This is a genomic window from Klebsiella sp. CN_Kp097, assembly GCF_040064495.1.
GTDB lineage: Bacteria > Pseudomonadota > Gammaproteobacteria > Enterobacterales > Enterobacteriaceae > Klebsiella > Klebsiella aerogenes.
Genome location: NZ_JBEAIL010000019.1, coordinates 114,356 through 139,934, shown reverse-complemented (window position 1 = coordinate 139,934; position 25,579 = coordinate 114,356). Strand labels below are relative to the sequence as shown.

20 protein-coding genes and 1 tRNA gene are annotated in these 25,579 nt (G+C 53.9%); 15 read left to right on the top strand and 6 right to left on the bottom strand.

All coding sequences use genetic code 11. The annotated features are described in order from the left end of the window. The first annotated feature begins 101 nt into the window (after positions 1 to 101). Genes ABLV07_RS16990 through yjeJ form a run of 3 tightly spaced genes read left to right on the top strand, consistent with a single transcriptional unit; the run spans position 102 to position 4,387 of the window. Positions 102 to 1,391, top strand: a complete 1,290-nt coding sequence (locus ABLV07_RS16990; protein WP_348853876.1) for an HlyD family secretion protein — start codon at positions 102 to 104, stop codon at positions 1,389 to 1,391. Further along, positions 1,384 to 3,507, top strand: a complete 2,124-nt coding sequence (locus tag ABLV07_RS16985; protein ID WP_348853875.1) for a peptidase domain-containing ABC transporter — start codon at positions 1,384 to 1,386, stop codon at positions 3,505 to 3,507. The genes ABLV07_RS16990 and ABLV07_RS16985 overlap by 8 nt, the downstream gene beginning before the upstream one ends. 10 nt (positions 3,508 to 3,517) lie before the next feature. Further along, positions 3,518 to 4,387, top strand: coding sequence for a YjeJ family protein (gene yjeJ / locus ABLV07_RS16980; protein WP_047045352.1), 870 nt, complete (start codon positions 3,518 to 3,520; stop codon positions 4,385 to 4,387). Between the two features lie 42 nt (positions 4,388 to 4,429). Here the strand turns inward: yjeJ and ABLV07_RS16975 are convergent, their stop codons facing one another. From ABLV07_RS16975 to ABLV07_RS16965, 3 genes are all read right to left on the bottom strand, one after another. Next, positions 4,430 to 4,783 (bottom strand): DUF4156 domain-containing protein, encoded by a 354-nt coding sequence (locus tag ABLV07_RS16975; protein WP_015368664.1) that lies wholly within the window; start codon positions 4,781 to 4,783, stop codon positions 4,430 to 4,432. 127 nt (positions 4,784 to 4,910) lie between these two features. Then, positions 4,911 to 6,557, bottom strand: a complete 1,647-nt coding sequence (groL, locus tag ABLV07_RS16970) for a chaperonin GroEL (protein ID WP_015368665.1) — start codon at positions 6,555 to 6,557, stop codon at positions 4,911 to 4,913. Positions 6,558 to 6,594: 37 nt separating this feature from the next. After that, positions 6,595 to 6,888 carry a co-chaperone GroES gene (locus ABLV07_RS16965; protein ID WP_003855929.1) on the bottom strand — a complete coding sequence of 98 codons (294 nt, stop codon included), beginning with the start codon at positions 6,886 to 6,888 and terminating at the stop codon, positions 6,595 to 6,597. Positions 6,889 to 7,119: 231 nt separating this feature from the next. Between ABLV07_RS16965 and yjeH the strand changes: the two genes are divergently transcribed. Then, positions 7,120 to 8,367: an L-methionine/branched-chain amino acid transporter gene (gene yjeH / locus ABLV07_RS16960; RefSeq protein WP_045389696.1), complete on the top strand. Its 1,248-nt coding sequence runs from the start codon at positions 7,120 to 7,122 to the stop codon at positions 8,365 to 8,367. Between the two features lie 31 nt (positions 8,368 to 8,398). On the opposite strand, the gene ABLV07_RS16955 is transcribed toward yjeH, so the two are convergent. Beyond that, complete coding sequence (locus ABLV07_RS16955; protein ID WP_015368667.1) at positions 8,399 to 8,869, bottom strand: FxsA family protein; 471 nt, start codon at positions 8,867 to 8,869, stop codon at positions 8,399 to 8,401. 335 nt (positions 8,870 to 9,204) lie between these two features. On the opposite strand from ABLV07_RS16955, the gene aspA reads away from it, so the two are divergent. From aspA to ABLV07_RS16920, 7 genes are all read left to right on the top strand, one after another. Further along, on the top strand, positions 9,205 to 10,641 hold the full coding sequence (aspA, locus tag ABLV07_RS16950) for an aspartate ammonia-lyase (protein ID WP_015368668.1): 1,437 nt from the start codon (positions 9,205 to 9,207) through the stop codon (positions 10,639 to 10,641). A gap of 116 nt (positions 10,642 to 10,757) precedes the next feature. Beyond that, on the top strand, positions 10,758 to 12,059 hold the full coding sequence (locus ABLV07_RS16945) for an anaerobic C4-dicarboxylate transporter (RefSeq protein WP_015368669.1): 1,302 nt from the start codon (positions 10,758 to 10,760) through the stop codon (positions 12,057 to 12,059). A gap of 99 nt (positions 12,060 to 12,158) precedes the next feature. Further along, on the top strand, positions 12,159 to 12,482 hold the full coding sequence (gene cutA, locus ABLV07_RS16940; RefSeq protein WP_015368670.1) for a divalent cation tolerance protein CutA: 324 nt from the start codon (positions 12,159 to 12,161) through the stop codon (positions 12,480 to 12,482). Next, entirely contained in the window at positions 12,458 to 14,182 is a 1,725-nt protein-coding gene (locus tag ABLV07_RS16935; protein WP_334642763.1) for a protein-disulfide reductase DsbD, read from the top strand. Before cutA ends, ABLV07_RS16935 begins: the two co-directional genes overlap by 25 nt. 35 nt (positions 14,183 to 14,217) lie before the next feature. Then, positions 14,218 to 14,793: a transcriptional regulator gene (locus ABLV07_RS16930; RefSeq protein ID WP_015704143.1), complete on the top strand. Its 576-nt coding sequence runs from the start codon at positions 14,218 to 14,220 to the stop codon at positions 14,791 to 14,793. 65 nt (positions 14,794 to 14,858) lie between these two features. Continuing rightward, a complete protein-coding gene (locus ABLV07_RS16925; protein WP_020079838.1) occupies positions 14,859 to 16,946 on the top strand; it encodes a DUF1176 domain-containing protein in 2,088 nt (695 codons plus the stop codon). A gap of 114 nt (positions 16,947 to 17,060) precedes the next feature. Continuing rightward, a tRNA-Phe gene (locus ABLV07_RS16920) sits at positions 17,061 to 17,136 on the top strand. A 370-nt stretch (positions 17,137 to 17,506) separates the two neighbouring features. On the opposite strand, the gene ABLV07_RS16915 is transcribed toward ABLV07_RS16920, so the two are convergent. Next, a complete protein-coding gene (locus tag ABLV07_RS16915; protein ID WP_020079839.1) occupies positions 17,507 to 17,794 on the bottom strand; it encodes a PerC family transcriptional regulator in 288 nt (95 codons plus the stop codon). Positions 17,795 to 18,124: 330 nt separating this feature from the next. After that, positions 18,125 to 18,691, bottom strand: a complete 567-nt coding sequence (locus ABLV07_RS16910) for a LuxR family transcriptional regulator (protein ID WP_020079840.1) — start codon at positions 18,689 to 18,691, stop codon at positions 18,125 to 18,127. Between the two features lie 650 nt (positions 18,692 to 19,341). Between ABLV07_RS16910 and pgaA the strand changes: the two genes are divergently transcribed. The 4 genes from pgaA to pgaD are packed head-to-tail and all read left to right on the top strand — an operon-like array spanning position 19,342 to position 25,568. Beyond that, positions 19,342 to 21,789 (top strand): poly-beta-1,6 N-acetyl-D-glucosamine export porin PgaA, encoded by a 2,448-nt coding sequence (pgaA, locus tag ABLV07_RS16905; RefSeq protein WP_045367865.1) that lies wholly within the window; start codon positions 19,342 to 19,344, stop codon positions 21,787 to 21,789. A gap of 8 nt (positions 21,790 to 21,797) precedes the next feature. After that, the gene (pgaB, locus tag ABLV07_RS16900; protein ID WP_020079841.1) at positions 21,798 to 23,813 is read left to right on the top strand and encodes a poly-beta-1,6-N-acetyl-D-glucosamine N-deacetylase PgaB; all 2,016 of its coding nucleotides are present in this window, start codon (positions 21,798 to 21,800) and stop codon (positions 23,811 to 23,813) included. Next, positions 23,806 to 25,137: a poly-beta-1,6-N-acetyl-D-glucosamine synthase gene (gene pgaC / locus ABLV07_RS16895; protein ID WP_020079842.1), complete on the top strand. Its 1,332-nt coding sequence runs from the start codon at positions 23,806 to 23,808 to the stop codon at positions 25,135 to 25,137. Before pgaB ends, pgaC begins: the two co-directional genes overlap by 8 nt. Continuing rightward, on the top strand, positions 25,134 to 25,568 hold the full coding sequence (gene pgaD / locus ABLV07_RS16890) for a poly-beta-1,6-N-acetyl-D-glucosamine biosynthesis protein PgaD (RefSeq protein ID WP_015704090.1): 435 nt from the start codon (positions 25,134 to 25,136) through the stop codon (positions 25,566 to 25,568). Before pgaC ends, pgaD begins: the two co-directional genes overlap by 4 nt. Positions 25,569 to 25,579: the final 11 nt, after the last annotated feature.

Genomic DNA, 25,579 nt, shown 5'->3' with positions numbered 1-25,579 from the left:
TAATAATTTCGCGCGTTGGAAAAAGTTCCATACAATAAACAAAGGCCTTTAGGCCTTTGTTTTATATCCAATCCAAGCCAAAGTAAATATAACTTATCAATATGAATAAAAATCTCTATCGCAAGGAAGCGATCGAATACAAAAGGCATCACTGGAAAGGGAAAGCCTTGTTGCTCGCTGGCTTACCCGCCTGGTTAATCGCCTTATTGTCGGCATTATTTCTCATTGCGCTTATCTGCGCATTGATATTTTGCAAGTTTACCCAGCGTGTCGATGTTAAAGGCGAAGTCATTACCCTGCCTCACTCAATTAACGTCTTTGCGCCACAGCAGGGGTTTATCGTCAAGCAATTCGTAAAAATTGGTGACGTCGTTAAAAAAAACCAACCGCTATACGAGATTGATGTTTCCCGCAGCACCACCAGTGGCAATGTTAGCGCGGCACAGATAGAAGTTATCAATGAAAAAATCGCCAACTCTGAAGATATTATTAAAAAACTGGAAGATAATAAAAACCAGACGTTAAATACGCTGAATGCGCAGTTGAAAACTACCACTGCCTCCCTGAAGGAGACCAACCGTATGCTGGTCAACACCCAGGTAGGCCTGAAGAAAATGCATGATAACCTTTCCAGCTACGATAAATACCTTAGCAACGGCCTGATAACAAAAGATCAGTATAACTATCAGCACTCTTTATACTTTCAGCAGCAGAGTGCCTACCAGTCTTTAGTTAGCCAAAAAATGCAACTCGAATCGCAAATTACACAACTTAATAGCGATATAATCACTAAAGCTGCTGATTTTGACAACCAAATTTCCAGTCAATACAACCAGGCCAATGATTATAAAAATCAGTTAGTGGAATCTAATGCTAACGGTAATATTATTATCAAATCGACCAGCGATGGCAGGATTGAGTCACTGTCGGCTACCCAAGGGCAAACCGTTGATAATGGAAGTAGCCTGGCCCAGATAAAACCGACCGGAAACGTTGAGTATTATCTCATTCTGTGGCTACCCAACAATACCATTCCGTATTTAAAAACGGGAGATACCATCAATATTCGCTATGATGCCTTCCCATCGGATAAATTTGGTCAATTCCCAGGAAAAATTATATCCATATCATCAATGCCAGCGTCACGGCAAGAAATGTCTGAATACACCAACGTCAGTAACGGTACCAATCAGCAACAAGAACTGGCGCTGTATAAAGCGATTGTCAAAATTAAAGATAAACAGTTCGAATATGACGGGAAAAAGCTAAGCCTCTCCAATGGGCTTAAAGCACAGGCTGTTGTCTTCCTTGAAGAACGCCCTCTCTACATGTGGATGTTTACTCCGGTTTATAAGATTACTCAAAGCGTGAGCGGCCCGATTCATGACTAATGAACTGTTTGAAAAAATTACGGCGAAAGTTAATTTTTCAATACTGAAAAAAACGCCGGTCATATTGCAATCTGAAGCCGCCGAGTGTGGCATTGCCTGTCTGGCAATGGTTTGCGGCCATTATGGTCTCGATATCGATCTGTTCAATTTCCGTCAACGCTTTGGCAGCCCCTCCCAGGGGGTAACGTTGATGTCACTGAGCAAAACGGCAGAACATGCTGGCTTAAAAAGCCGTGCGCTGTCGCTCGATCTTGATGAAATCAGACAATTAAAGCTGCCCTGCGTTATCCACTGGGGAATGAACCACTACGTCGTGCTCACCAAAGTACGCAAATCTAGCTTTGTGGTTCACGACCCGGCGCTGGGTAAACGCATTATCGGCATTCAGGAAATGTCGAACAACTTTACCGGCATCGCGTTAGAGTTATGGCCCGATCAGAACTTCCAGCAGGAAAAAGCCAAATCTCGCCTGCGTTTGTTAGATCTGATGCGTAATATTGTTGGCTTAAAATCAGCGCTGCTGAAAATTTTCGCCTTTTCCGTCGTCGTTGAAGCGATTGGACTACTGTTGCCAATAGGCACGCAGTTGGTCACTGACCACGTGATCATGGCCCACGATCAAAGCCTGCTCTCGGTTATCTGTATTGGTCTGGTCTTCTTTACCCTCTTCCGCACCTTTATCAGTATGCTGCGCGCATGGACTTCACTGACGCTCAACACGCTAACCAATATTCAGTGGAAAACCACTCTATTCGATCATTTGGCTAGCCTGCCGCTGGCATTTTTCGAAAAGCGTCATCTGGGGGATATTCAGTCCCGTTTCTCTTCGCTGGATACCATTCGCTCCACGTTCACTAATAGCATCGTCAGCGGCATTATCGACTCGATCATGACAATCGGCCTGCTGATTATGCTCACCCTGTACGGCGGTTGGCTAACATGGGTCGTCGTTGGCTTTACCTTATGTTACGCCCTTATGCGTCTGGGAACTTATCGCTTCTATCGCCGCGTTGCTGAAGAACAGGTAATCAAAGGCGCGCGCTCCAGTTCACACTTTATGGAGTCGCTATACGGTATTTCGACCATCAAAGCGCTGAACCTGAAAGAACGCCGCTCTCAGCACTGGCTGAATATCAACATCGACGCCTGTAATGCGGGGATCAAACAGACCCGTTTCGACATGATGTTTAGCGGTATCAATACCTTTATTACCGCCATCGATCAGGTTGCGGTACTGTGGCTGGGCGCCATTATGGTTATTGATAATGAAATGACCCTCGGTATGTTTATGGCTTTTAACGCCTACCGGGGCCAGTTCTCCCAGCGCGCATCCAGCCTGGTTGATCTTACCATGCAGCTGCGCATGCTCTCGCTGCATAACGAGCGTCTTTCAGAGATCGTCTTCAGCGAACCAGAGCAAGAGCTACCGTCACGTGAAGTCTTTTCGAAGGATGCCGGCGCCAGGCTTGAAGTCAGAAATCTCAGCTATCAATACGATCCCTTTTCGCAGCCGATTTTCTCAAATCTGAACATCACCGTTGAGCCGGGGGAATCCGTCGCGCTGGTCGGCCCGTCCGGCGTCGGTAAGACCACGCTATTGAAAGTGATGTGCGGGCTGCTCTCGCCCACCAGCGGCGACGTCTTCGCCGATAATCTCGATATCCAGAAGATAGGTCTAAATAACTATCGCCAGGGAACCGCCTGCGTGCTGCAGGAGGACCGCCTCTTTTCCGGGTCGCTTATCGATAATATCAGCGGTTTTGAAGATAACGCCGATGTGGATTTTGTCGTCGAATGCGCCAAACGCTGCAACATTCACGACGAAATTATGAAAATGACGATGGGCTATGAAACCATCGTTGGTGAGTTGGGCCTGGGGATTTCCGGGGGCCAAAAGCAACGTATTTTGATTGCCCGCGCGCTTTACCGTAAACCGAGCATTCTGTTTATGGATGAGGCCACCAGCCATCTTGATTTAAGAAATGAGTCGGTTATCAACCAGTCTATTTCAGGCCTCAGTATTACCCGCGTCATCGTCGCCCACCGCCCGTCAACCATCGCCTCTGCCGATCGGGTTATTGATTTATCGCAGTCAAGAATACCAATGCCAGCGTAAGGAGAAGAGTATGCAAGGAACGTTTATTGGTTTTAACACCGCCGGAATTACCTACGAAGACCATTTCATGGCGCTGCTGCTGAAAGTAAAACATCAGAATGGCATGTTTCAGACGTACTATTTGCAGGCGCCGGTGCTGGCTGACCTGCTCATGGTCCTGGCAAACCGGATGTCTATTTTCTTGCAGAGATTACAACAGGATGGCGAGAATGAGGCTCAGAAAGTGGAGCTTCTTGCCTACAATGAAACGCTAATAGCCAACACGCCAGAGATAGATATGTTGGAGGTACAAAACCCCAACCCGGAGCTGCGAATCATGTCGATCACCCTGAAACCAGGGGAAACAGAATCGACGCTGATATTAATGCTGCAGAACGAGCAAATTGCAACTCTACGGATTGATGACCGCCAGGTCGAAGCGCTGATATTGGGGATCCAACAATCTCTCACCATGGCCGCGGACACGAAACTGAATGAATATTTAGCTTTGGCTCTGGACTTCGTACCGCTGTATACCGTCGATTTAACGACCCAACCTAATATCGAGTACCAGCAATACGCTCAGGAAGAGTGGAAGTTAAATCTGTTCAACCATCATCTTGGCGTGCTGTATAGCTACGAGCAGGAAGAGGGTAAAAAAGTACTCTCTGGCGCGGTGATTAAAACCAGCGCCGCGCATCAGTCAGATTTTGAAAAAAGTATCGCGCTACGTCTGATTGAAAAGAGCCAGAAGCTAAAACAAGTTCACAGCCAACATACACCGTATCAAATCTTCAGCAAGGTGATTCCATCCGCACCGGGACAAATGCTGACTAAGGATGAATGCTTAAAGTCATTGCACGAATTCTACGTGGCTACCAAAGCAGCGCTTGAGGCATAAATTGTTAAGCACTCTCTGCCTGCGCAGAGAGTGCTTAACGCATCAGTTCGGGCACTTATAAACCTGGCCGTTCATCTGGCTATCGGTCGGGACAAAGCTCGACAGCAGATTTTGCGTCGGGCTGCTCACGCCATAAATGACGTTACCGCCCATGGCCGCCGCCTGGTTACGCAGCGCATTCGCCGCGCCGCGCATCGAGCCGCCTTCATCGCCATTCTGCCCGGACAGCCAGTTGCTTTGCGTGCCGGTTGCCGTCCCTAACAGCTGGCATTCCGTTCCCGGTTTATCTTCAACAAAACGCACGCTCTGGCCGCCTGCGGTTAATTCGTTGCTGGAACTGCAACCCGCTAACAATAATGCTGCGCCGACAATCCCTGCTAAATATTTTACCTGCATGTTATTCCCCAATGAGCTGGACGCACTGGCCCGGATGTAAACCTTATACTAAAAAGCCAGCAAAAAGAAAAACCCCCAGCCATTTCTGACCGGGGGTTTCTGCATTTTTATGCCGTATAGCGCACGATTACATCATGCCGCCCATACCGCCCATGCCGCCCATACCGCCAGCAGCACCTAAGTCAGGCGCGTCACCTTTCGGCAGGTCGGTCACCATGCACTCGGTGGTGATCATCAGACCAGCAACGGATGCCGCGTACTGCAGCGCAGAACGGGTGACTTTAGTCGGATCCAGGATACCGAAGTCGATCATGTTGCCGTACTCTTCGGTAGCCGCGTTGTAACCGTAGTTACCGTCGCCTGCTTTCACGTTGTTGGCAACAACAGACGGCTCTTCACCAGCGTTGGAAACGATCTGACGCAGCGGCGCTTCCATTGCGCGCAGCGCAACTTTGATACCGACGTTCTGATCTTCGTTCTGACCGGTCAGGCCAGCGATTTTCGCCGCCACGCGGACCAGCGCTACGCCGCCGCCAGCTACCACGCCTTCTTCAACCGCAGCACGGGTCGCGTGCAGGGCATCGTCAACGCGCGCTTTTTTCTCTTTCATTTCAACTTCGGTAGCAGCACCGACTTTGATTACCGCAACGCCGCCGGCCAGTTTAGCCACGCGCTCCTGCAGTTTTTCACGGTCGTAATCAGAGGTCGCTTCTTCGATCTGCTTACGGATCTGAGCAACGCGGCCCTGAATTGCGGCTTCTTCGCCAACGCCATCGATGATGGTGGTGGTGTCTTTATTGATAACAACGCGTTTAGCCTGACCCAGGTCTTCCAGAGTCGCTTTTTCCAGCTCCATACCGATCTCTTCAGAGATAACGGTACCGCCAGTCAGGGTCGCGATGTCCTGCAGCATAGCTTTACGACGGTCGCCGAAGCCCGGCGCTTTAACCGCTGCAACTTTCACGATGCCGCGCATGGTGTTAACAACCAGGGTCGCCAGCGCTTCGCCTTCAACGTCTTCAGCGATGATAACCAGCGGTTTGCCAGCTTTCGCTACGGCTTCCAGAACCGGCAGCATTTCGCGGATGTTGGAGATTTTTTTGTCAGCCAGCAGGATGAACGGGCTTTCCAGTTCAACAGCGCCGGTGTCCGGCTTGTTGATGAAGTAAGGGGACAGGTAGCCGCGGTCAAACTGCATACCTTCAACGACGTCCAGCTCGTCTTCCAGACCGGTGCCGTCTTCAACGGTGATAACGCCTTCTTTACCGACTTTATCCATCGCTTCAGCGATCAGTTTACCTACGGTTTCGTCGGAGTTAGCGGAGATAGTACCAACCTGAGCAATGGCTTTAGAGTCAGAGCACGGTACGGACAGCGCTTTCAGTTCTTCCACAGCGGCAACGACAGCTTTGTCGATACCACGTTTCAGATCCATCGGGTTCATGCCCGCAGCAACGGCTTTCAGACCTTCGTTAACGATAGCCTGAGCCAGTACGGTTGCGGTGGTGGTACCGTCGCCTGCAGCGTCGTTCGCTTTAGAGGCAACTTCTTTCACCATCTGCGCGCCCATGTTTTCGAATTTGTCTTCCAGTTCGATTTCACGAGCAACGGAAACGCCATCTTTAGTGATGGTCGGCGCGCCGAAGGATTTGTCCAGAACAACGTTACGGCCTTTCGGGCCCAGGGTGACTTTAACTGCATCTGCCAGTACGTTTACGCCGCGCAGCATTTTTACACGAGCGTCGTTACCGAATTTTACGTCTTTTGCTGCCATTTCTTTTATTCCTCAAATTCGTTCAGGGTCGTGCGAATTACGCTTCAACAATTGCCAGGATGTCGCTTTCGGACATGATCAGCACTTCTTCGTTGTCGATCTTCTCAGACTTCACGCCGTAACCATCGTTGAAAATCACGATGTCACCAACTTTAACGTCCAGCGGCTGCACAGTTCCGTTTTCCAGGATGCGGCCTTTACCGACAGCGATGATTTCGCCACGAGTTGATTTAGCTGCCGCAGAACCGGTCAGAACGATGCCGCCTGCAGATTTGGTTTCAACTTCTTTACGTTTGACGATCACACGATCATGTAACGGACGAATACTCATTGATAGCTCTCCTTCGAGAAAGTCATTATCAGTTATGGATGGCGCCGGGCCGTAAACGGTTTCCGACTAGTGCAGAGAGAGATGGGGATGGCCATTTACGGCTTCAAGGGGAAAATTAAAAAAAAATTTCCGCCTGTGCGCTGACGCGCAAAAATATTCCCGCGGCGGCTGCGCTATCTGGCGCAAAGGGTTGTGATAACATCGTTTTTTTGCCGCGCGCAGGGTTGAGTCATGAGTGGGTTAAAACAGGAGCTGGGGTTAGGTCAGGGAGTCGGGTTGCTTTCAACATCACTACTGGGAACCGGCGTGTTCGCCGTACCGGCGCTGGCGGCGCTGGTCGCAGGCGATAATAGCCTGTGGGCGTGGCCGGCGCTGATTCTCCTGGTCTTTCCCATCGCTATCGTGTTTGCCGTGCTTGGGCGCCACTTTCCCAGCGCTGGCGGCGTGGCTCATTTTGTAGATATGGCGTTCGGCCCGCGTCTGGCGCGGGTAACCGGTTGGCTGTTTTTGTCGGTGATCCCGGTGGGCTTACCCGCCGCCCTGCATATCGCCACCGGTTTTGGCCAGGCGCTGTTTGGCTGGCACGATACTCAACTGCTGCTTGCCGAGCTCGGCACGCTGGCGATCGTCTGGTGGGTGGGCTCGCGCGGCGCCAGTTCCAGCGCTAATCTACAGACGCTGGTCGCGGTAATGATTGTCGCGCTGATCGTCGCCATCTGGTGGCGCGGCGGCATAAACCCGGCGCAGATCCCTTTCCCGGAACCTAAAGATGTCGACACGTCGCAGCTGTTTGCTGCCCTATCGGTAATGTTCTGGTGCTTCGTCGGCCTTGAAGCCTTTGCTCATCTGGCATCAGAGTTTAAACGTCCGGAGCGCGACTTCCCCCGAGCGCTGATGATTGGCTTATTGCTGGCAGGAACCGTTTATTGGGGCTGTACCGTGGTGGTACTGCATTTTCGCGCCTTCGGTACAGAAATGGCGGCGGCGGCCTCGCTGCCAAACATCGTAGTACGGCTATTCGGCGTGCAGGCGCTGTGGGTCGCCTGCGTGATCGGCTATCTCGCCTGCTTCGCCAGCCTCAATATCTATATCCAAAGTTTTGCCCGCCTGGTCTGGTCGCAGGCGCAGTTCAAGCCGGAAGGTTATCTGGCCCGCCTGTCGCCGCGTCAGGTACCGCGCAATGCGCTGAATGCGGTCTTAGGCTGCTGCGTACTCAGTACGCTGTGCATTTACGGGCTGAACATTAATCTCGATGCGCTGATCGTCTATGCCAACGGCATTTTCATCATGATTTATCTGCTGTGCATGCTGGCGGGATGCCGACTCCTGCACGGTAAATACCGCGTGCTGGCCATTGTGGGCAGCGTGCTCTGCGTTTTGCTATTGGCAATGGTCGGCTGGAAGAGCTTGTACGCCATTATTATGCTGGCGGTGCTGTGGTTCGCCTTACCTGCACGGTCATCCTCAGCAAGCCGATAACAAAAAACCGGCGCAGGCCGGTTTTGTCGTTTTAGCGGTCGTCTTTGTGATCCAGACGGTCGCGTTCGTCGTCTTTGCGCTGGAACTCCCCTTCGAAGGTGTCTCCGTTGCCGGCGCCAGCGCTAAAACCGCCGCCCGGCATCCGGCTAAAGCGCAGATACGGCATCAGTTTTAAAGTCATCAGCTTTTGCACCGGCGGCAACAGCAGCAGCAGGCCGAGGAAGTCGGTAAAGAAGCCCGGGATCAACAGCAGCAGCCCGGCGATAATCAGCGACACGCTTTTGATCATTTCTGCGGCAGGGCTTTCGCCAGCCGCCATTTTCTGCTGCATCAGCATCAGGTTTTTGAAGCCCTGGTTGCGCACCAGCGACATCCCCACCACCGAGCTAAAGATAACCAGAATCAGCGTCAGCAACACGCCAAGCACGTGTGCGACCTGGATAAAGATCGAGATCTCGACGTAAACGTATAAGAAAAAGGCAATAAATGGGATCCAACGCACCGGCGTCTCCTTCATTCGGCCGTCGTCGCAGACGCCCGTAGTGATAAATTTGCTATTCGCGTCATAGGAATGTGGGGTTGGCGCGCCATTTTTCAATCAACGGTAACGGCATTTTTTTCAAAAATAGTAAAGCGGTGACTCATTTCACAGATTAATAATTCTTATCCGCCGCGCTATATAATAAGTGATCAAGGTTACTGAACTTCGCTATCATCAGCATATGATCGTGGGCACCGGGCCGGTTAAGGAAATAATCTTCGGTCTGAAAATACGCTAAATCCTATAAATTCTGTGTATTTGGTGAATTCATTGGCAGCTTGAAAAAGAAGGTTCACATGTTAAACAACATTCGTATCGAAGAAGATCTGTTGGGCACCAGGGAAGTTCCAGCTGACGCATACTATGGCGTTCATACTCTGAGAGCGATTGAAAACTTCTACATCAGCAACAACAAGATTAGCGACATCCCTGAGTTTGTTCGGGGCATGGTGATGGTGAAGAAGGCCGCCGCGCTGGCTAACAAGGAACTGCAAACCATTCCTAAAAGCGTAGCGAACACCATTGTCGCCGCATGCGATGAGGTGCTGAACAACGGTAAATGCATGGACCAGTTCCCGGTTGATGTGTTCCAGGGCGGCGCGGGCACCTCCGTCAATATGAACACCAACGAAGTGCTGGCGAATATCGGTCTGGAACTGATGGGCCACCAGAAAGGTGAATACCAGTTCCTCAACCCTAATGACCACGTCAACAAATGCCAGTCCACCAACGACGCCTACCCAACCGGTTTCCGCATCGCGGTCTATGCTTCGATTCTCAAATTAATCGATGCCATCAAACAGTTGGGCGAAGGTTTCCAGGCGAAAGCCGTCGAGTTCCAGGACATCCTGAAAATGGGCCGCACGCAGTTACAGGATGCGGTGCCGATGACCCTCGGCCAGGAATTCCACGCTTTTAACGTTCTGCTGAACGAAGAAACCAAAAGCATTCTGCGTACCGCAGAACTGCTGCTGGAAGTGAACCTCGGCGCGACCGCTATCGGGACTCGCCTGAACACCCCTGACGGCTACCAGCAGCTGGCGGTACAGAAACTGGCGGAAGTCAGCAACCTGCCGGTCGTTCCGGCGGAAGACCTGATTGAAGCGACTTCTGACTGCGGCGCGTATGTGATGGTTCACAGTTCGCTGAAACGCCTGGCGGTCAAACTGTCCAAGATTTGTAACGACCTGCGCCTGCTCTCTTCCGGGCCGCGCGCTGGCCTCAACGAAATCAACCTGCCAGAGCTGCAGGCCGGTTCCTCTATCATGCCGGCAAAAGTTAACCCGGTGGTGCCGGAAGTGGTTAACCAGGTGTGCTTCAAAGTTATCGGCAACGATACCACCGTAACCATGGCCTCCGAAGCCGGTCAGCTGCAGCTGAACGTTATGGAGCCGGTGATTGGCCAGGCGATGTTTGAATCTATCCACATCCTGACTAACGCCTGCTACAACCTGCTGGAAAAATGCGTGAACGGCATTACCGCCAACAAAGCGGTATGCGAAAGCTACGTCTACAACTCCATCGGTATCGTGACCTACCTCAACCCGTTCATCGGCCACCACAATGGCGATATCGTCGGCAAGATTTGCGCCGAAACCGGTAAGAGCGTACGTGAAGTGGTACTGGAACGCGGGCTGCTGACCGAAGCCGAACTGGATGACATTTTCTCGCCGCAAAACCTGATGCATCCGGCTTATAAAGCAAAACGGTATACCGATGAAAGCGAACAGTAAGCTTTCAGGGTAAACTAACCAAAGGCATGTCAGCGATGACATGCCTTTTTGCTTTTTTGGGTTTACGAAACGACAACAATTCAATATCAACTTGTTAAAAAACAAGGAAGGCATATATGTTTGGTGCAGAGCTCGTGGTTGTCCTGCTGGCAATCTATTTGGGGGCCCGACTGGGGGGCATTGGTATCGGCTTTGCCGGTGGCCTCGGCGTCCTCGTCCTGACCTTAATTTTTCAAATTCCACCCGGGGCAATCCCCTTTGACGTCATTGAAATCATCATGGCGGTTATCGCCGCTATCGCCGCGATGCAGGTCGCCGGAGGGATGGACTATCTGGTCAGCCTCGCCGAACGTATGCTACGCCGCCATCCCAAGTACATTACCTTCCTGGCGCCGCTGGTCACCTGGTTTATGACCGTGCTGGCAGGCACCGGTCATACCGCGTTCTCGACCCTGCCAGTGATTACCGAAGTAGCGAAAGAGCAGGGTATTCGCCCTTCCCGCCCGCTCTCCATCGCCGTTGTCGCTTCGCAGATTGCGATTACCGCCTCGCCGATCTCCGCGGCAGTGGTCTTCTTTGCCGGTATTCTCGAACCGCTTGGCGTCAGCTACCTGACGCTGCTGGCGATCTGCCTGCCGGTTACCCTGATTGCCGTCATGCTGACCGCCGTGGTCTGTAACTTCCTCGGCTGCGAGCTGAAAGACGACCCGGTCTACCAGGAACGGCTGGCAAAAGGGGAAGTGAGCCTGCGCGGCAGTCAGGTCTTCGAACTGAAGCCGCATGCTAAACGCTCCGTCCTGCTGTTCCTCGTCGGCATCGTCGCGGTCATGTTCTACGCTACTGCCATCAGCGACACCGTCGGCCTGATCCAGAACCCGGTACTGCCGCGTAACGAAGCGATCGTAGTCTTCATGCTGACCATCGCCACGCTGATTAGCATCACCTGTAAGATCGACACTGGCGAAGTGCTGAACGCCAGCACCTTTAAGTCCGGGATGAGCGCCTGCGTCTGCGTGCTCGGCGTCGCCTGGCTTGGAGATACCTTCGTCAAAGCGCACATTGCCGATATCCAGACGGTAGCGGGCGATCTGCTGCACAACTATCCGTGGTTGCTGGCGGTAGTGCTGTTCTTCGCCGCTACGCTGCTCTATTCACAGGCCGCCACGACCAAGGCGTTGATGCCCGCCGCGCTGCTGCTCGGCGTCACCCCGCTGACGGCAATTGCCTCATTCGCCGCGGTCTCAGCGCTGTTCGTGCTGCCAACCTATCCGACCCTGCTGGCCGCGGTTGAAATGGACGACACCGGCTCCACGCGTATCGGCAAATATGTCTTTAACCACGCCTTCCTGATCCCAGGCGTCATCGCCATTACGCTTTGCGTGATCCTCGGATTCATCTTCGGCGGCCTCATGCTGTAAGATCGTTAAAAAGGGGCCAGTAAAGTAACTGTCCCCTTTGGTTAATCTCCCCGCATCATGCATGCTATAGTGCCTCTTTTCGCTGATACGAGGTTCACGATGACTACGCCTGATGCTGTTGTTGTACTCTGTACCGCGCCGGATGAAGCGACCGCCCAGGATCTGGCGGCCAAAGTGCTCGGGGAAAAACTCGCCGCCTGCGCCACCATCCTGCCGGGAGCGACGTCGCTCTACTACTGGGAAGGAAAGCTTGAGCAGGAGTATGAAGTCCAGATGCTGCTCAAAACCAACCTGGCCCATCAGCAGGCGTTACTGGACTGTCTGAAGTCCCATCACCCGTATCAAACCCCCGAACTACTGGTCCTGCCGGTTACTCACGGAGACAACGATTACCTCTCATGGCTCAACGCATCATTACGCTGATCCTGCTACTGTGCAGCGCATCCGCCAGCGCCGGGTTGTTTGACGCCCCCGGGCGCTCAAACTTCGTGCCTGCCGATCGGGCTTTCGCCTTTGACTTTCAGCAGAATCAACACGACCTCAACCTGAGCTGGCACATCAAGGATGGCTACTACCTCTACCGTAAGCAGATTACGCTGACGACAAAGGACGCGGCGATCGTCGACCCTTCTCTACCGCCTGGCGAATGGCATGAAGACGAGTTTTATGGCAAAAGCGAAATTTATCGTCAGCGCCTGATGTTGCCGATTACCCTCACGCAAGCCGGCAAAGCAGCCACGCTGACCGTCACCTATCAGGGCTGTGCCGACGCCGGGTTCTGCTATCCGCCGGAGACCAAAGTCGTGCCGCTCAGCGCGGTGCTCGCCGATTCCGACAAGGCGCAAGCGGCCAAACCATCAGCGCCCGCCACGCTCCCGGCCAGCGGTAGCCAGACCGGCGCGGAACCCGAGTCGCTGCCATTTTCGGCGCTATGGGCGCTGCTGATTGGTATCGGCATCGCCTTTACGCCTTGTGTTTTACCGATGTATCCGCTGATTTCCGGGATTGTCCTCGGCGGTAAACAGCGCTTATCAACGGCGCGCGCCCTGCTGCTGGCATTTATTTATGTCCAGGGGATGGCGGTAACCTATACCGCGCTGGGTCTGGTCGTGGCCGCCGCCGGTCTGCAATTCCAGGCCGCGCTGCAGCACCCTTACGTATTAATTGGGCTGTCAGTGGTATTTATCGCGCTGGCGCTGTCGATGTTCGGTCTGTTTACGCTACAGCTGCCTTCATCGCTGCAAACCCGACTGACGCTAATGAGCAACAAGCGCCAGGGGGGCTCGCCGGGCGGCGTGTTTGCAATGGGCGCTATCGCCGGGCTTATCTGTTCCCCTTGCACTACGGCCCCGCTTAGCGCCATTCTGTTGTATATCGCCCAAAGCGGTAACCTGTGGCTCGGCGGCGGCACGCTGTATCTGTACGCGCTGGGAATGGGGCTGCCGCTGATCCTGGTGACCGTGTTCGGTAACCGTCTGCTACCGAAGAGCGGGCCGTGGATGGCTCATGTCAAGACCGCGTTTGGCTTCGTGATCCTCGCGCTGCCGGTTTTTTTACTGGAGCGTGTTATTGGCGAAGCCTGGGGTTTACGCCTGTGGTCGCTGCTTGGCGTCGCCTTCTTTAGCTGGGCGTTTATTACCTCGCTTGGCGCGAGCAAACCGTGGCTACGGCTGGTGCAAATCGTCATGCTGGGCGCTGCGCTGGTTAGCGCGCGTCCGCTGCAGGATTGGGCCTTTGGCGCGCCGGCTGTCCAGCAGCAGGCGCATCTGGAATTTACCCGCGTCAGCACCGTGGATGAACTCAACCAGGCGCTGGCGCAGGCCAAAGGGAAACCGGTCATGCTCGATCTGTATGCCGACTGGTGCGTGGCCTGTAAAGAGTTCGAAAAATATACCTTTAGCGCTCCTGAAGTGCGACAGGCCCTAAAAGAGACCGTTTTGCTGCAAGTGGATGTCACCAAGAACAGCGCGCAAGACGCGGCCCTGCTGAAGCATTTACAGGTGCTCGGCTTGCCGACGATTCTGTTCTTCAACGCGCAGGGAGAAGAACAGCCCGCGCAGCGCGTCACCGGGTTTATGGATGCCGCGGCATTCAGCGCCCATTTGCGCGATTGGCAACCGTGAACGACACTTGAGGAGGATAAATGGAGGAGACTACCGTGCAACGTGAAGATGTCCTGGGTGAAGCCATACAAATTCTCGAAATCGAGGGTATCGCCAACACCACGCTGGAAATGGTCGCCGACCGCGTCGCATATCCGCTTGATGACCTCAAGCGTTTTTGGCCTGACCGCGAAGCGTTGCTCTATGACGCCCTACGTTATTTAAGCCAGCAGGTAGACGCCTGGCGTCGCCAGCTATTGCTGGATGAGACGCTGAGCGCAGAACAAAAGCTGCTGGCGCGCTATAGCGCACTGACCAAATGCGTCAGCAACCACCGTTATCCCGGCTGCCTGTTTATCGCTGCCTGTACCTTTTACCCGGATGCCCAGCACCCAATTCACCAGTTAGCGGAACAGCAGAAGCAGGCTTCGCTGGCCTACACGCACGAGCTGCTCACTCAGCTTGAGGTGGATGATCCGGAAATGGTCGCCAAGCAGATGGAATTAATCGTCGAAGGCTGCCTGAGCCGCATGCTGATCAAACGTAGCCAGGCCGACGTCGATACCGCCCATCGTCTGGCGGAAGATATCCTGCGCTTTGCCCGCTGCCGGATGGGCGGCGCGCTTACGTAATTCGGATTTCCGAACCCCCGCAAGGCGCATATAATTCCCTGACACTTTCTGTGGTAGGGATTTCTATGCGTCCACTTCTCTGGGCCGCCGTACTGGGGCTCTGTTCGACCTCGCTGATGGCCGCCCCTCCTCGCGGTTTCTCTTTCGCCTACAAAGATTGGGAAGTCGCCTGCGATAATACCGGCACCTGCCGGGCGGCGGGCTATGGCGCGACAATGGGCGAAGTCAGCGTTCTGCTGACCCGTAGCGCCGGCCCCGGGCGGCAGGCAACCGCGCAGGTCACGTTTGCGCAGACCGAGCACGATATTCCGCCAGATGCCAGCGTAAATCTGTTTATCAACGATAACGATCGCGGAGCGCTTGAGGCTATCGACGACAGCCATTTTCATTTTGACAGTACGCAAACCAGCACGCTTATTACCGCCCTGGAGCAAAACGCTAAAATCGAGCTGGCGCTCAATGGCCAGCGCAAACGGCTGTCTAACGCGGGCAGCAGCGCGGTGTTCCTCAAGATCGATGAATTCCAGCAGCGGATCGGTACCGCCGATGCGCTGTTACGTAAAGGCGGCGGTGACGGCAGCACCGTCCTGCGCGCCATTCCCGCACCGGAGATCCTGAGCGCGTCGTTTATTCACAACGCCCAGCCCGTTGCGCTCAATGCGAAACAACAGCAGAAATGGCTGCCGCAATTGGAAAGCACGCTCAACCGCCAGTGTGATGACTGGCAAAACACCGATATTCCGGCCAACGAACGGCAGATCACCGTCGCCCCGCTGGATAAAAATCACTCGCTGCTGCAGACTCTATGCTGGCGCGCCGCCTATAACGACGGCTACGCGATGTGGGTTGTCGATAACACACAGGCCGCCAGGCCACAGCTGATAACCACTGATGCCTCCAGCTATAACGATGGCGTAATGACCTTCTTCAACAAGGGACGCGGCGTCGCCGACTGCGTTAACGGGGAAGAACGTGTGTGGGATGGCAAAACCTTTGTGCAAAGCCTCAAGTACAGTACCGGCATGTGCCGGGAAATCACCCCAGGCGGAACCTGGCAGCTTCCCACCTTTGTTAGCAAAGTTATCCCCCGCCAGCAACGAGAGGCCGACATACTCGCGCTGAAGACGTTGCACGATGCGGTACTAAAAGAGCAAAAACGCAACCCGGAACTCGCATTAGAGAACATTGCGGAACAGTTTCCCCTCAGCGGACACATCAGCCACTTTACCCTCACCTATGCCGACGACGCGCCGGTCTCGACGACCAAGCCAGCGGCGGATATCAGCGACGATGAATGGCAAGCGTTTTTGCATTCCGATATCAGCGCCGATTCGGAAAACGGCAAAGTCAGCTTCACGCTTATCGACCTCGACGGCGACGGCAAACGCGATCTCATCATCGATAGCTATGTTGGCGGCACCGGCCTGTTCAGCTATACCGGTGTGCTGAAACGCGGTGATAGCGCCTTTGAGTCGGTGAACAATGCCGACAGCAATGACGACGATAACTTCGATGCCGGCGTGCCCGGCGCCCTTTACTCTATTAACGATCGCGGAGCGAACCAGTGGGGCCGCTGGATCAGAATCAACGGCCAGGTTTACGCCCTGTGGTTTAACGGCGTGTTTGGGGAAGATAATCTCTATCTGCTGCGTCCGTTCAACCAGAGCGACCTGACGCCGGCCATCACCATCCGCTACCGTTATAACCTCAATATCATTAGCGCTGCGGAAAACGAGCAGGCCCCCACCCCCGCCTTAAACGATAAAGATAGAGCTGGCTTATTGAAGTCATTGGACGTCATGCAAGGTAGCCTGCTAAAGGATAAATCTGCTGACGATAGCGATGAGCCGATTTGCCCGATCCCGCCAGGCACTGCGAAAGACGATGCGGACAGCTACTATGGCGGCGCTGCAGGACACTATACTGTCGAAACGGTGGCGTGGATCCCGGTATGGCTCAACGATAAATGCTTTATCGGCACGATTTTCAGCCATCATGGCGCTTACCGCCATGGAGTGGATGCGATCTTAACCATCAGTTCGCCACGGGATGACGAAGAGCTCGTTGGCGATTACGATATCTCCGGAAAACGCCATGCCATCGCCATCACCAGCGGCTGGAAAGTTCGCGAAGGCGATAACGGAGTGATGTGATTTTAAGCAAAACGCCCCTTTTGGCGCAGAATTGCCGCAAAGATAAGCAATCAAACAATAAATAGAGAAATTTCATTGACGCAGTGGGCGGATTACGGTTTAATGCGCCCCGTTGCCCGGATAGCTCAGTCGGTAGAGCAGGGGATTGAAAATCCCCGTGTCCTTGGTTCGATTCCGAGTCCGGGCACCACTATTTAAAGAACCCGCCCAAAAGGCGGGTTTTTGCTTTTCTGCGGCCGGACTCTCCATCGAACTGCGTTCGATTATTCGCCGCAATGCGGCTCACCCCTTCGGGGCCAGCGCAACAAGCGCGCTGTTCAACGTCGACTGCAAACCCGTAGGCCTGATAAGCGCAGCGCCATCAGGCGGAATGCAGGCATAGAAATCCCCGCTTGTATCGATAGCCTTTCCTCTACCCAATGTATGATTTCAAAATGAAAAAAAATGAGCCTGAAGGAGGAATGGAGGGAGCGCCATGCATCAGAATTTAATCCCCACACAGGGCACAGATGCTCTCCTCCTGAAACGGGTGAGAGAGAAAGGAATGCCGTCACGCAGAGCTAGCGCCGCGTCGCTTTCTTTTTAGCGGGAAGGCGGAACACTTCGCCATTCGGCTTAGCAATTCCCATACGATACTGCGTCTCTCTGGCTGCCTTGTGGATGTCAGCAAACTCTTCTTTACGCGCCGGCGGCAGCTTCGCTTTTTTCAGGCATTTATTGCGGTGCATCCTAATCCATTCACGGTCGTTATCATCGACGCACGTCTGCATCACATCCACCCAGCGCGAAGCGGCCCGACGGTACAATCCACGGGCTTCCAGAGACTCGGCGATACTGTCCTTGATCATTCGATAATTTCTCTCACATATGCTAGCTAATTTGCGTATATAAATATAACCACGCCATCCGAAGAAATAATGAAAGAAAACCCCGATAATTTGATCCACGATAAATCTATGCCAGCTCAATATTGAGGGCATTTATAATATTAATTGCTGTGTGCATTAAAACTGCCGAAGCAGTAAGTACTTCCAAAGAGCATTTTTATCATATACCGCGGATTATCATCTGAGTTATTCCTGAACTACGGTTATACCTATCAATGATTGATTAAATTAACATAATACCGTTGTTGAGTAGCTTGTCGTAGATACCTTACTCTGTATTCATTTCCCTTTTTATCGCTTCTGTGCGGGACACTCCAGCAGTCTATTTTTAAAGATAAACAAACAGGCCTCATTAAAGTTGGCCAGCCCCAGACGTTCATAAAGCTCAATGCGTTTACGATACAGGCTTTTCACTGAAGTATTAAGCACCCCAGCAATTTGATCCATGGTCATTCCGGCCCTGAGCAAAGTCAACGTCATATGTTCCTGTGGTTTCAGACTGAAATTCTTGAGCCATTCTCGGGTCAGCCGCTTACTCTTCACATCAAGAAACAAGCTAAATAAATTAGCCATATCCGTCGGCGTCAAAGACATGTTGAGAAACCACTTTAAGCTCAGCAAATGCTCTTCCCGATGGCGCATATCAAGCATAATACAGCAGATACGTTTACCCGCCTCCGCTGCGCCAGGAATAAGATAATCATAAAAACAAAGCGGCGCCCGACTATCCACCAGCACCGAAAACTCCTCGGCATCACTCTCAAAAAGCTTATGCTCAATCGAATGTAACTGGATGATATCTGGAAAGAAAATCCTTACCCCTTCAAAGAGATAGTGATCCTGAGTAACTAAAAACATTGTCGTTGCCACAAATCATCCCTTTAACAATAAAGCAACAAAACCCCTCCAGGGAGAATATGCACAGCGCCTGGTGGCGTGCTGACTATGGCGAGCAAAATAAAGCATGTGTTTGTCGTTTTAGTAAACCTCCAACCTCTCCATCTATAGTGAACGCTCCACTCCACGACTCTTACGTCATTTCCTAATTATCTGCCCTTCGACTAATTATAAATAAAAAACTCGCACAAAAAAGAAGCTTTTCTACTATTGAGATTTTTTGTCAAAAATCGTCTTAAATATCTACAAGAACAGCCTGAAATTATTCGTGAAAAAGCCAACCAAAAACATTAAAACAGAATTTCGGACAGACCTTAACTTTTTCCAATTCAGTTAGTTATGCGTAACATCAGACAATTAATTATTCTATAAAAAGACAATTTCCAGATTTATCTTAAAACCACAGGTCTATTATTTGACATATTTTCAGGCAAACATATCAGGTGTACATTAATCGCCACCCCGTTATCGCGAGGAGATATTTTATTACCTTAAATAAGTAATCGCAGTCGCGTACCGTCAGGTAAAAACTCATTACCCATCCTTTTGCATTCAGCTAAAAGGCCGACGTGTTGTGCAATGGATTCTTGATGGACATATGGTAAATAGTTATGGGAAGATCAACGCGTTTCAATAAGTTATTCTTTTATCGCCGCACGACATTCTCGTTTTCAATTAGTTTATTGTTGTTAACGCCTATTCTGGCTCAGGGGGCTGAGTCGATATATGATCAGCATGTGCTACAGGCGCGTGAAGGTAATTACTCCCCTTTTCTCGATTATCTTCAGCAGTATCAACAACAACATGCCTTGACGCCCGAGCAAGTCGCCGACTGGCTACAAGTTGCCTCCTGGGCTGGACGTGATGAGGAAGTTATCCAGGTTTGGCAGCGCTATCAGGTTTATATGGCGCTACCGGCACGTGGTACGGCAGCAGCGGCGCAGGCTTACCGTAATCAAAAACGGTGGTCTTCGGCGCTGGCGCTTTGGGATCAAGCGCTCAGCCAACAGCCGATGAACGACGATTATCTTATTGGCCGGATTAAAACGCTTGCCGATGCGCGTCATGACGGGCAGGCGCTAAGTGAAGCCCGGCGCTTAGCCGCCACCACACCCAGCACCGCTCACCTGCAGACGCTCTCCTACGTCTATTTACGTCAGGGAAAAAGCTGGGACCAGCTGCTCACCGATATGCGCGCGCAGGAACTTGCGCCGCAAAACAGAGAAACGCTCAATAGCTTGCTTGAGAGCCTGAGCAGCAATCGCATCAGTACTCCCGCGCTGCAATGGTCAGCCAAAACCACCTTAACGCCCGCGCAGCAGCGACAGCTGGAAATGGACGCGGCGGCGGAGTGGGTACGGCTGGCGGACACCCCTACCCGCGGTGAACAGGAGCGCTTTCGCCTGGCGCAAGCGGCGCTCAACCGCTACGACGCGCTGTTCGCCCGTTGGCGTCAGGATCCGCAGGCTGCAGAGGATCTTGCCCGCGCGCGTATTGACCGCCTCGGTGCGCTATACACCCGCGGCGATTACCCCCAGGTCATCAAAGAATATCAGTCGCTGACCGCCGCTCAGCAGCCCGTTCCTGACTGGGCCATCGGCTGGGTCATCTCCTCTTACCTTGCGCAACAGAACGTCGAGGCCGCGCTGGCGATCGCCCGCCAACATCCCCTTTATCGCCCCGATCCGCAAGATGATCGGCATGAGTTATTTTACGCGCTGCTGGACAGCGGCCAGTATCAGGCCGCCCGCGACTATCTCGCCATAGTGACTAACGGTATCCCCTACACCCGCCGCCTCTACGGCTCGCCGACGCCGCAGCCAAACGATCCGTGGCTGAACGCCCAATCGTTGAAGGTACAGTATCTACTGAGTACTAATGCGCTGCCGGAAGCCGAGCGTCTCTCCCGCCGGCTGGCCGCCACCGCGCCCGGTAATCAGGGACTGCGCATTGACTACGCTGCGATACTGCAGGCGCGCGGTCTACCCCGCGCCGCCGAACGGGAACTGAAAGCGGCGGAAGCGTTGGAGCCTTCGAATATTCCCCTCGAACGCCAGCAGGCCTACGTAGCGATGGATCTTCAGGAGTGGCGGCAGATGGAGCTATTAACCGATGACTTGCTGGCGCGCAGCCCTGAAGACCTGAGCACGCAAAAATTAGTCCGCGCTCGCGAGGTGCACCATATGTCGGAATTGCGTCTCAACAGTACTCAGGGGATCCACTCGGATAACCCGGTCAGCGGTAGCCACGATTTTAGCTGGGATGCGGCGATTTACGGCCCGCCAATCGCTGATAACTGGCGGCTTTTCGCCGGTAATCGCTTCGCCAAAGGAAATTTTGATGAAGGAAAAGGCTCCAGCCGCCAGCTCTTTGGCGGTATCGAATGGCGCCCGCGTGATGCCTGGGCTGAACTGGAAATCTCCAACAACAATTTCGCCGGCGACAACAAACCCGGCGCCCGGCTTTCCGCCTGGCAAAGTTTCAACGACCGATGGCAGATTGGCGGCGAGGTCGAACGTCTGTCACGGCAGACGCCGCTGCGCGCGCTGCGCAATGGTATCAGCGCCAACCGCGGCGAGGGCTGGGTTCGCTGGTATCAAAACGAACGACGCGAATATCGCTTCAGCGCCGCCGCCAGCCGCTTCTCCGACCACAACCGTCGTCAGGAATACACCTTCTCCGGCAAAGAGCGGCTCTGGCAATCGCCAACCATCACGCTCGATCTGGAACCTGGGCTCTCCGCCAGCGCCAACAGCCGGACGGATACCCTCTACTACAACCCGAAACGCGACTTCGCCGCCACCTCGGCGCTGGTCGCCGATCACGTCATGTATCAGCACTACGATACCGTCTGGAGCCAGCAGCTTGCGGCAGGCGGCGGCGCCTACTGGCAAAAAGCATATTCGGCCGGGGCTATCGCCATGCTTGGCTACGGCCAGCGTATTCGCTGGAACAACGTGATCGACACCGGCGTGATGCTGAACTGGGACAAGCGCCCTTACGACGGCAAACGCGAAAGTAATCTCTCCATTGCCCTTGATGCGAATTTACGGTTTTAAGGATAAACATGGTCAACAAAAGTATCCGCATCAGCCTGATGGTTATCGGCTGGCTCCTGATGACCTGCGCGCTTCGCGCAGAGACGATTCCTTTTCTGCCGCCGGACGCGCGGCCGCAGCCGGAGGCGAATAAGCCCTGGCCGCAGAATAAGTTTCTGGTACTGGCCTATCACGATGTGGAAGACGATGCCGCCGATCAGCGCTATCTGGCGGTGCGTACCAGCGCGCTCAACGATCAAATCGGCTGGCTGCTGCACAATGGTTATAAGGCCGTCAGCGTGCAAAATATTCTCGACGCCAACGCGGGGTTAATCACCCTGCCGCCGAAGGCATTTCTGCTGAGTTTCGATGATGGCTACAGCAGTTTTTACACCCGGGTCTGGCCGCTGTTAAAAGCCTGGAATGTACCGGCTCTATGGGCGCCGGTAGGCAGCTGGGTCGATACGCCGGGACAGAAAAAAGTCGATTTCGGCGGTCTGATGACTCCGCGCGAGCGTTTCGCCACCTGGGAGATGGTGCGCGAGCTCGCGCAATCGCCGCTGGTTGAAATCGGTGCGCATACCTGGGCTTCACACTACGGTATTCAGGCCAATCCACAGGGCAGCCGCGAACCGGCGGTTGCCAACCGCTTTTATGATAAAGCCAGCGGACGCTACGAAAGCGACCAGCAGTTTCACCAACGCATCGATACCGACGTGCGCAAAGTGAGCGACAAAATCGCCGATGTCACCGGCAAAGCGCCGCGCGCCTGGGTATGGCCCTACGGCGCCGCCAACGGCACATCGCTGGCTATCGCCAAAAATCGCGGCTATCAACTGGCATTTACCCTCGGCGATGGTCTGGGCGATGTGCGCGATCTGGATAATATTCCCCGTCTGCTTATCTCCGGTAATCCGTCGATCAAGGCTTTCGCCAGCCAGGTGACGCAAATCCAGGAGCGTGAACCAGTTCGGGTGATGCACGTCGATCTTGATTATGTCTACGATAAAGACCCGGCTCAGCAGCGCAAAAATATCGATAAGCTGATCCAGCGCGTCTACGACATGAAAATCACTCACGTTTTCCTGCAGGCCTTTTCCGATCCGCTCGGCGACGGCACGGTGAAAGCGCTCTACTTCCCCAACCGCCGCCTGCCGATGCGCGCCGATCTGTTTAATTTCGTCGCCTGGCAATTGCAGACGCGCGGCGGCGCCAAAGTGTATGCGTGGATGCCGGTGCTGGCGTTCGATCTGGACAGTGCGCTGCCGCGCGTACAGCGCTGGGATGAGCAGAGCAACACGCTGCGCCAGGCCACTCGCCCCTATGTACGTCTGTCGCCATGGAACAGCCAGGTGCGCGATGAGATCCGCGATATTTATCAGGACCTTGCCCGCTACGCGACCTTTGACGGCGTGCTGTTCCACGACGACGCGGTGCTAACGGATTATGAGGATGCCGGCGCCGGGGCGATGGCCGCCTGGCGGGCGGCGGGCCATCGGGAGGATATCGCGCAGATCCGCCAAAACCCCGCCGCGCTGCACGCCTGGACGCGGTTTAAAAGCCAGACGCTTATCGACTTCACCCGCACGCTCAGCCAGAGCGTGAAAGCGATTCGCGGCCCACAGGTGAGAACCGCGCGCAATATCTTCGCCCTGCCGATCCTGCAGCCGGAAAGCGAGGCCTGGTTCGCGCAGAATCTGGATGATTTTCTGGCGGCCTACGACTGGACGGTGCCGATGGCGATGCCGCTGATGGAATCCGTTCCGGTCGCGGAAAGCGATGCGTGGCTGGCTCGCCTGGTGCGCGCCGTCAGCGCCAGGCCGGGCGCATTGAAGAAAACCATTTTTGAGCTGCAGGCTAAAGACTGGAATCTCCCTCAGCAGAACGCCATCCCTGACCAACAGCTGGTCGACTGGATGCGGACGTTACAGCTCAACGGCGTCAACAATTACGGCTACTACCCCGACGATTTCCTTAATAATCAGCCTGATATCTCGAAAATCAGGCCCCTGTTTTCATCGTACTGGTATCCCAACAATGACTGATCGCATTATCGCATTTTCGATTTTATGCCTGGTTTTCGGGCTGCCTCTGGGCGTGGCCGCCGTTTTCACCGGCGAGTTGATACTGGATTTCGTCTTTTTTTGGCCACTGTTTATGTCGGTGCTGTGGATAACCGGCGGACTCTACTTTTGGTTTCAACTGGAGCGCCACTGGCCGTGGGGTAAAGAGACCCCGCCGCCGGAGCTGGTAGGTAATCCGTTGATCTCCATTTTGATTCCCTGCTTTAACGAGGAGAAAAATGCCCGCGAGACCATCGAAGCCGCGCTGGCGCAGCGCTATCGCAACATTGAGGTAATCGCCATCAACGACGGATCCTCCGACGATACCGCCAGGGTGCTGAATCAACTGGCGGAAGAGTACGCTCTGCTGCGGGTGATTCATCTGGCCGAAAATCAGGGGAAAGCGGTAGCGCTGAAAGCCGGCGCCGCCGCCGCGCGCGGGGACTTGCTGGTGTGCATCGACGGCGATGCCCTGCTCGATCGCGATACCGCCGCCTACCTTGTGGCGCCGCTGATTCAGTATCCCCACGTCGGCGCGGTGACCGGCAACCCGCGAATTCGTACTCGATCGACGCTGATTGGCCGCATTCAGGTCGGCGAGTTCTCTTCGATAATCGGGCTGATTAAGCGTACCCAGCGTATTTACGGCCGGGTGTTTACCGTCTCCGGAGTGATTGCCGCTTTTCGTCGCCAGGCGCTGGCGGACGTCGGCTACTGGAGCCCGGATATGATCACCGAAGATATCGATATCAGCTGGAAGCTGCAGCTACGCCATTGGGCGATTTTCTTCGAGCCGCGGGCGCTGTGCTGGATCCTGATGCCGGAGACGCTGAAGGGGCTGTGGAAACAGCGGTTACGCTGGGCGCAGGGCGGCGCCGAGGTTTTCCTGGTCAATCTGCGCCGCCTGTTTCGCTGGGAGCATCACCGGATGTGGCCGCTGTTCCTCGAATATGCCCTCTCCACGCTGTGGGCCTTCGCCTATGCGGTCACCATTTTTCTGTTCATCGCCAGCCATTTTGCCCCGCTGCCGGAAAACCTGACCGTCCGCAGCCTTTTTCCGCCGGAATTTACCGGGCTACTGCTGGGGGTGATGTGTCTGCTGCAGTTTATCGCCAGCCTGTACATCGAACGGCGCTATGAACGCGGCGTCGCCGGCTCGCTGTTCTGGGTGATCTGGTTTCCGATGGTGTACTGGATGATCGGCCTGTTAACCACCATCGTCGCCTTCCCCAAAGTCATGTTGAAACGTAAACGCGCCAGGGCTCGCTGGGTCAGCCCCGATAGAGGTAAAGGAAGAATGTCATGAACGAACAAACCCTGATCTTAACCGAGCATCGTATGCTGCCGCGGATCTTTGACGGCGTGTTAACCGCTATCGCGTGGGCCGGCTTCGCCTTTTTTCTGTATGCCAACCTGCTGATGCAGTTTACCGAGCGCGGTAACGACAGCTGGGACGCGATTATGGCGTCGTTTAATACCGTGCTGGTCTATTTACTGGTGGCGGCAATTAACGGCTGGCTGCTGATTTTGTGGTATCAGTACAATCTACGCCGTTATAACGCCCGACGGCACGGCAGCATGGCCTCGCTGCGCCATGAAGAGCTGGCGGAGAGCTTTAATATCGCGCCGCAGATCATTTCCGAGATGAGCCAATATAATCTGCTGACGGTATACCACGACCAGATTGGCAGAATCATTGATTTAAAAATCAATCAGAACGAGGAAGACGAACGCTAACGGGACCACCA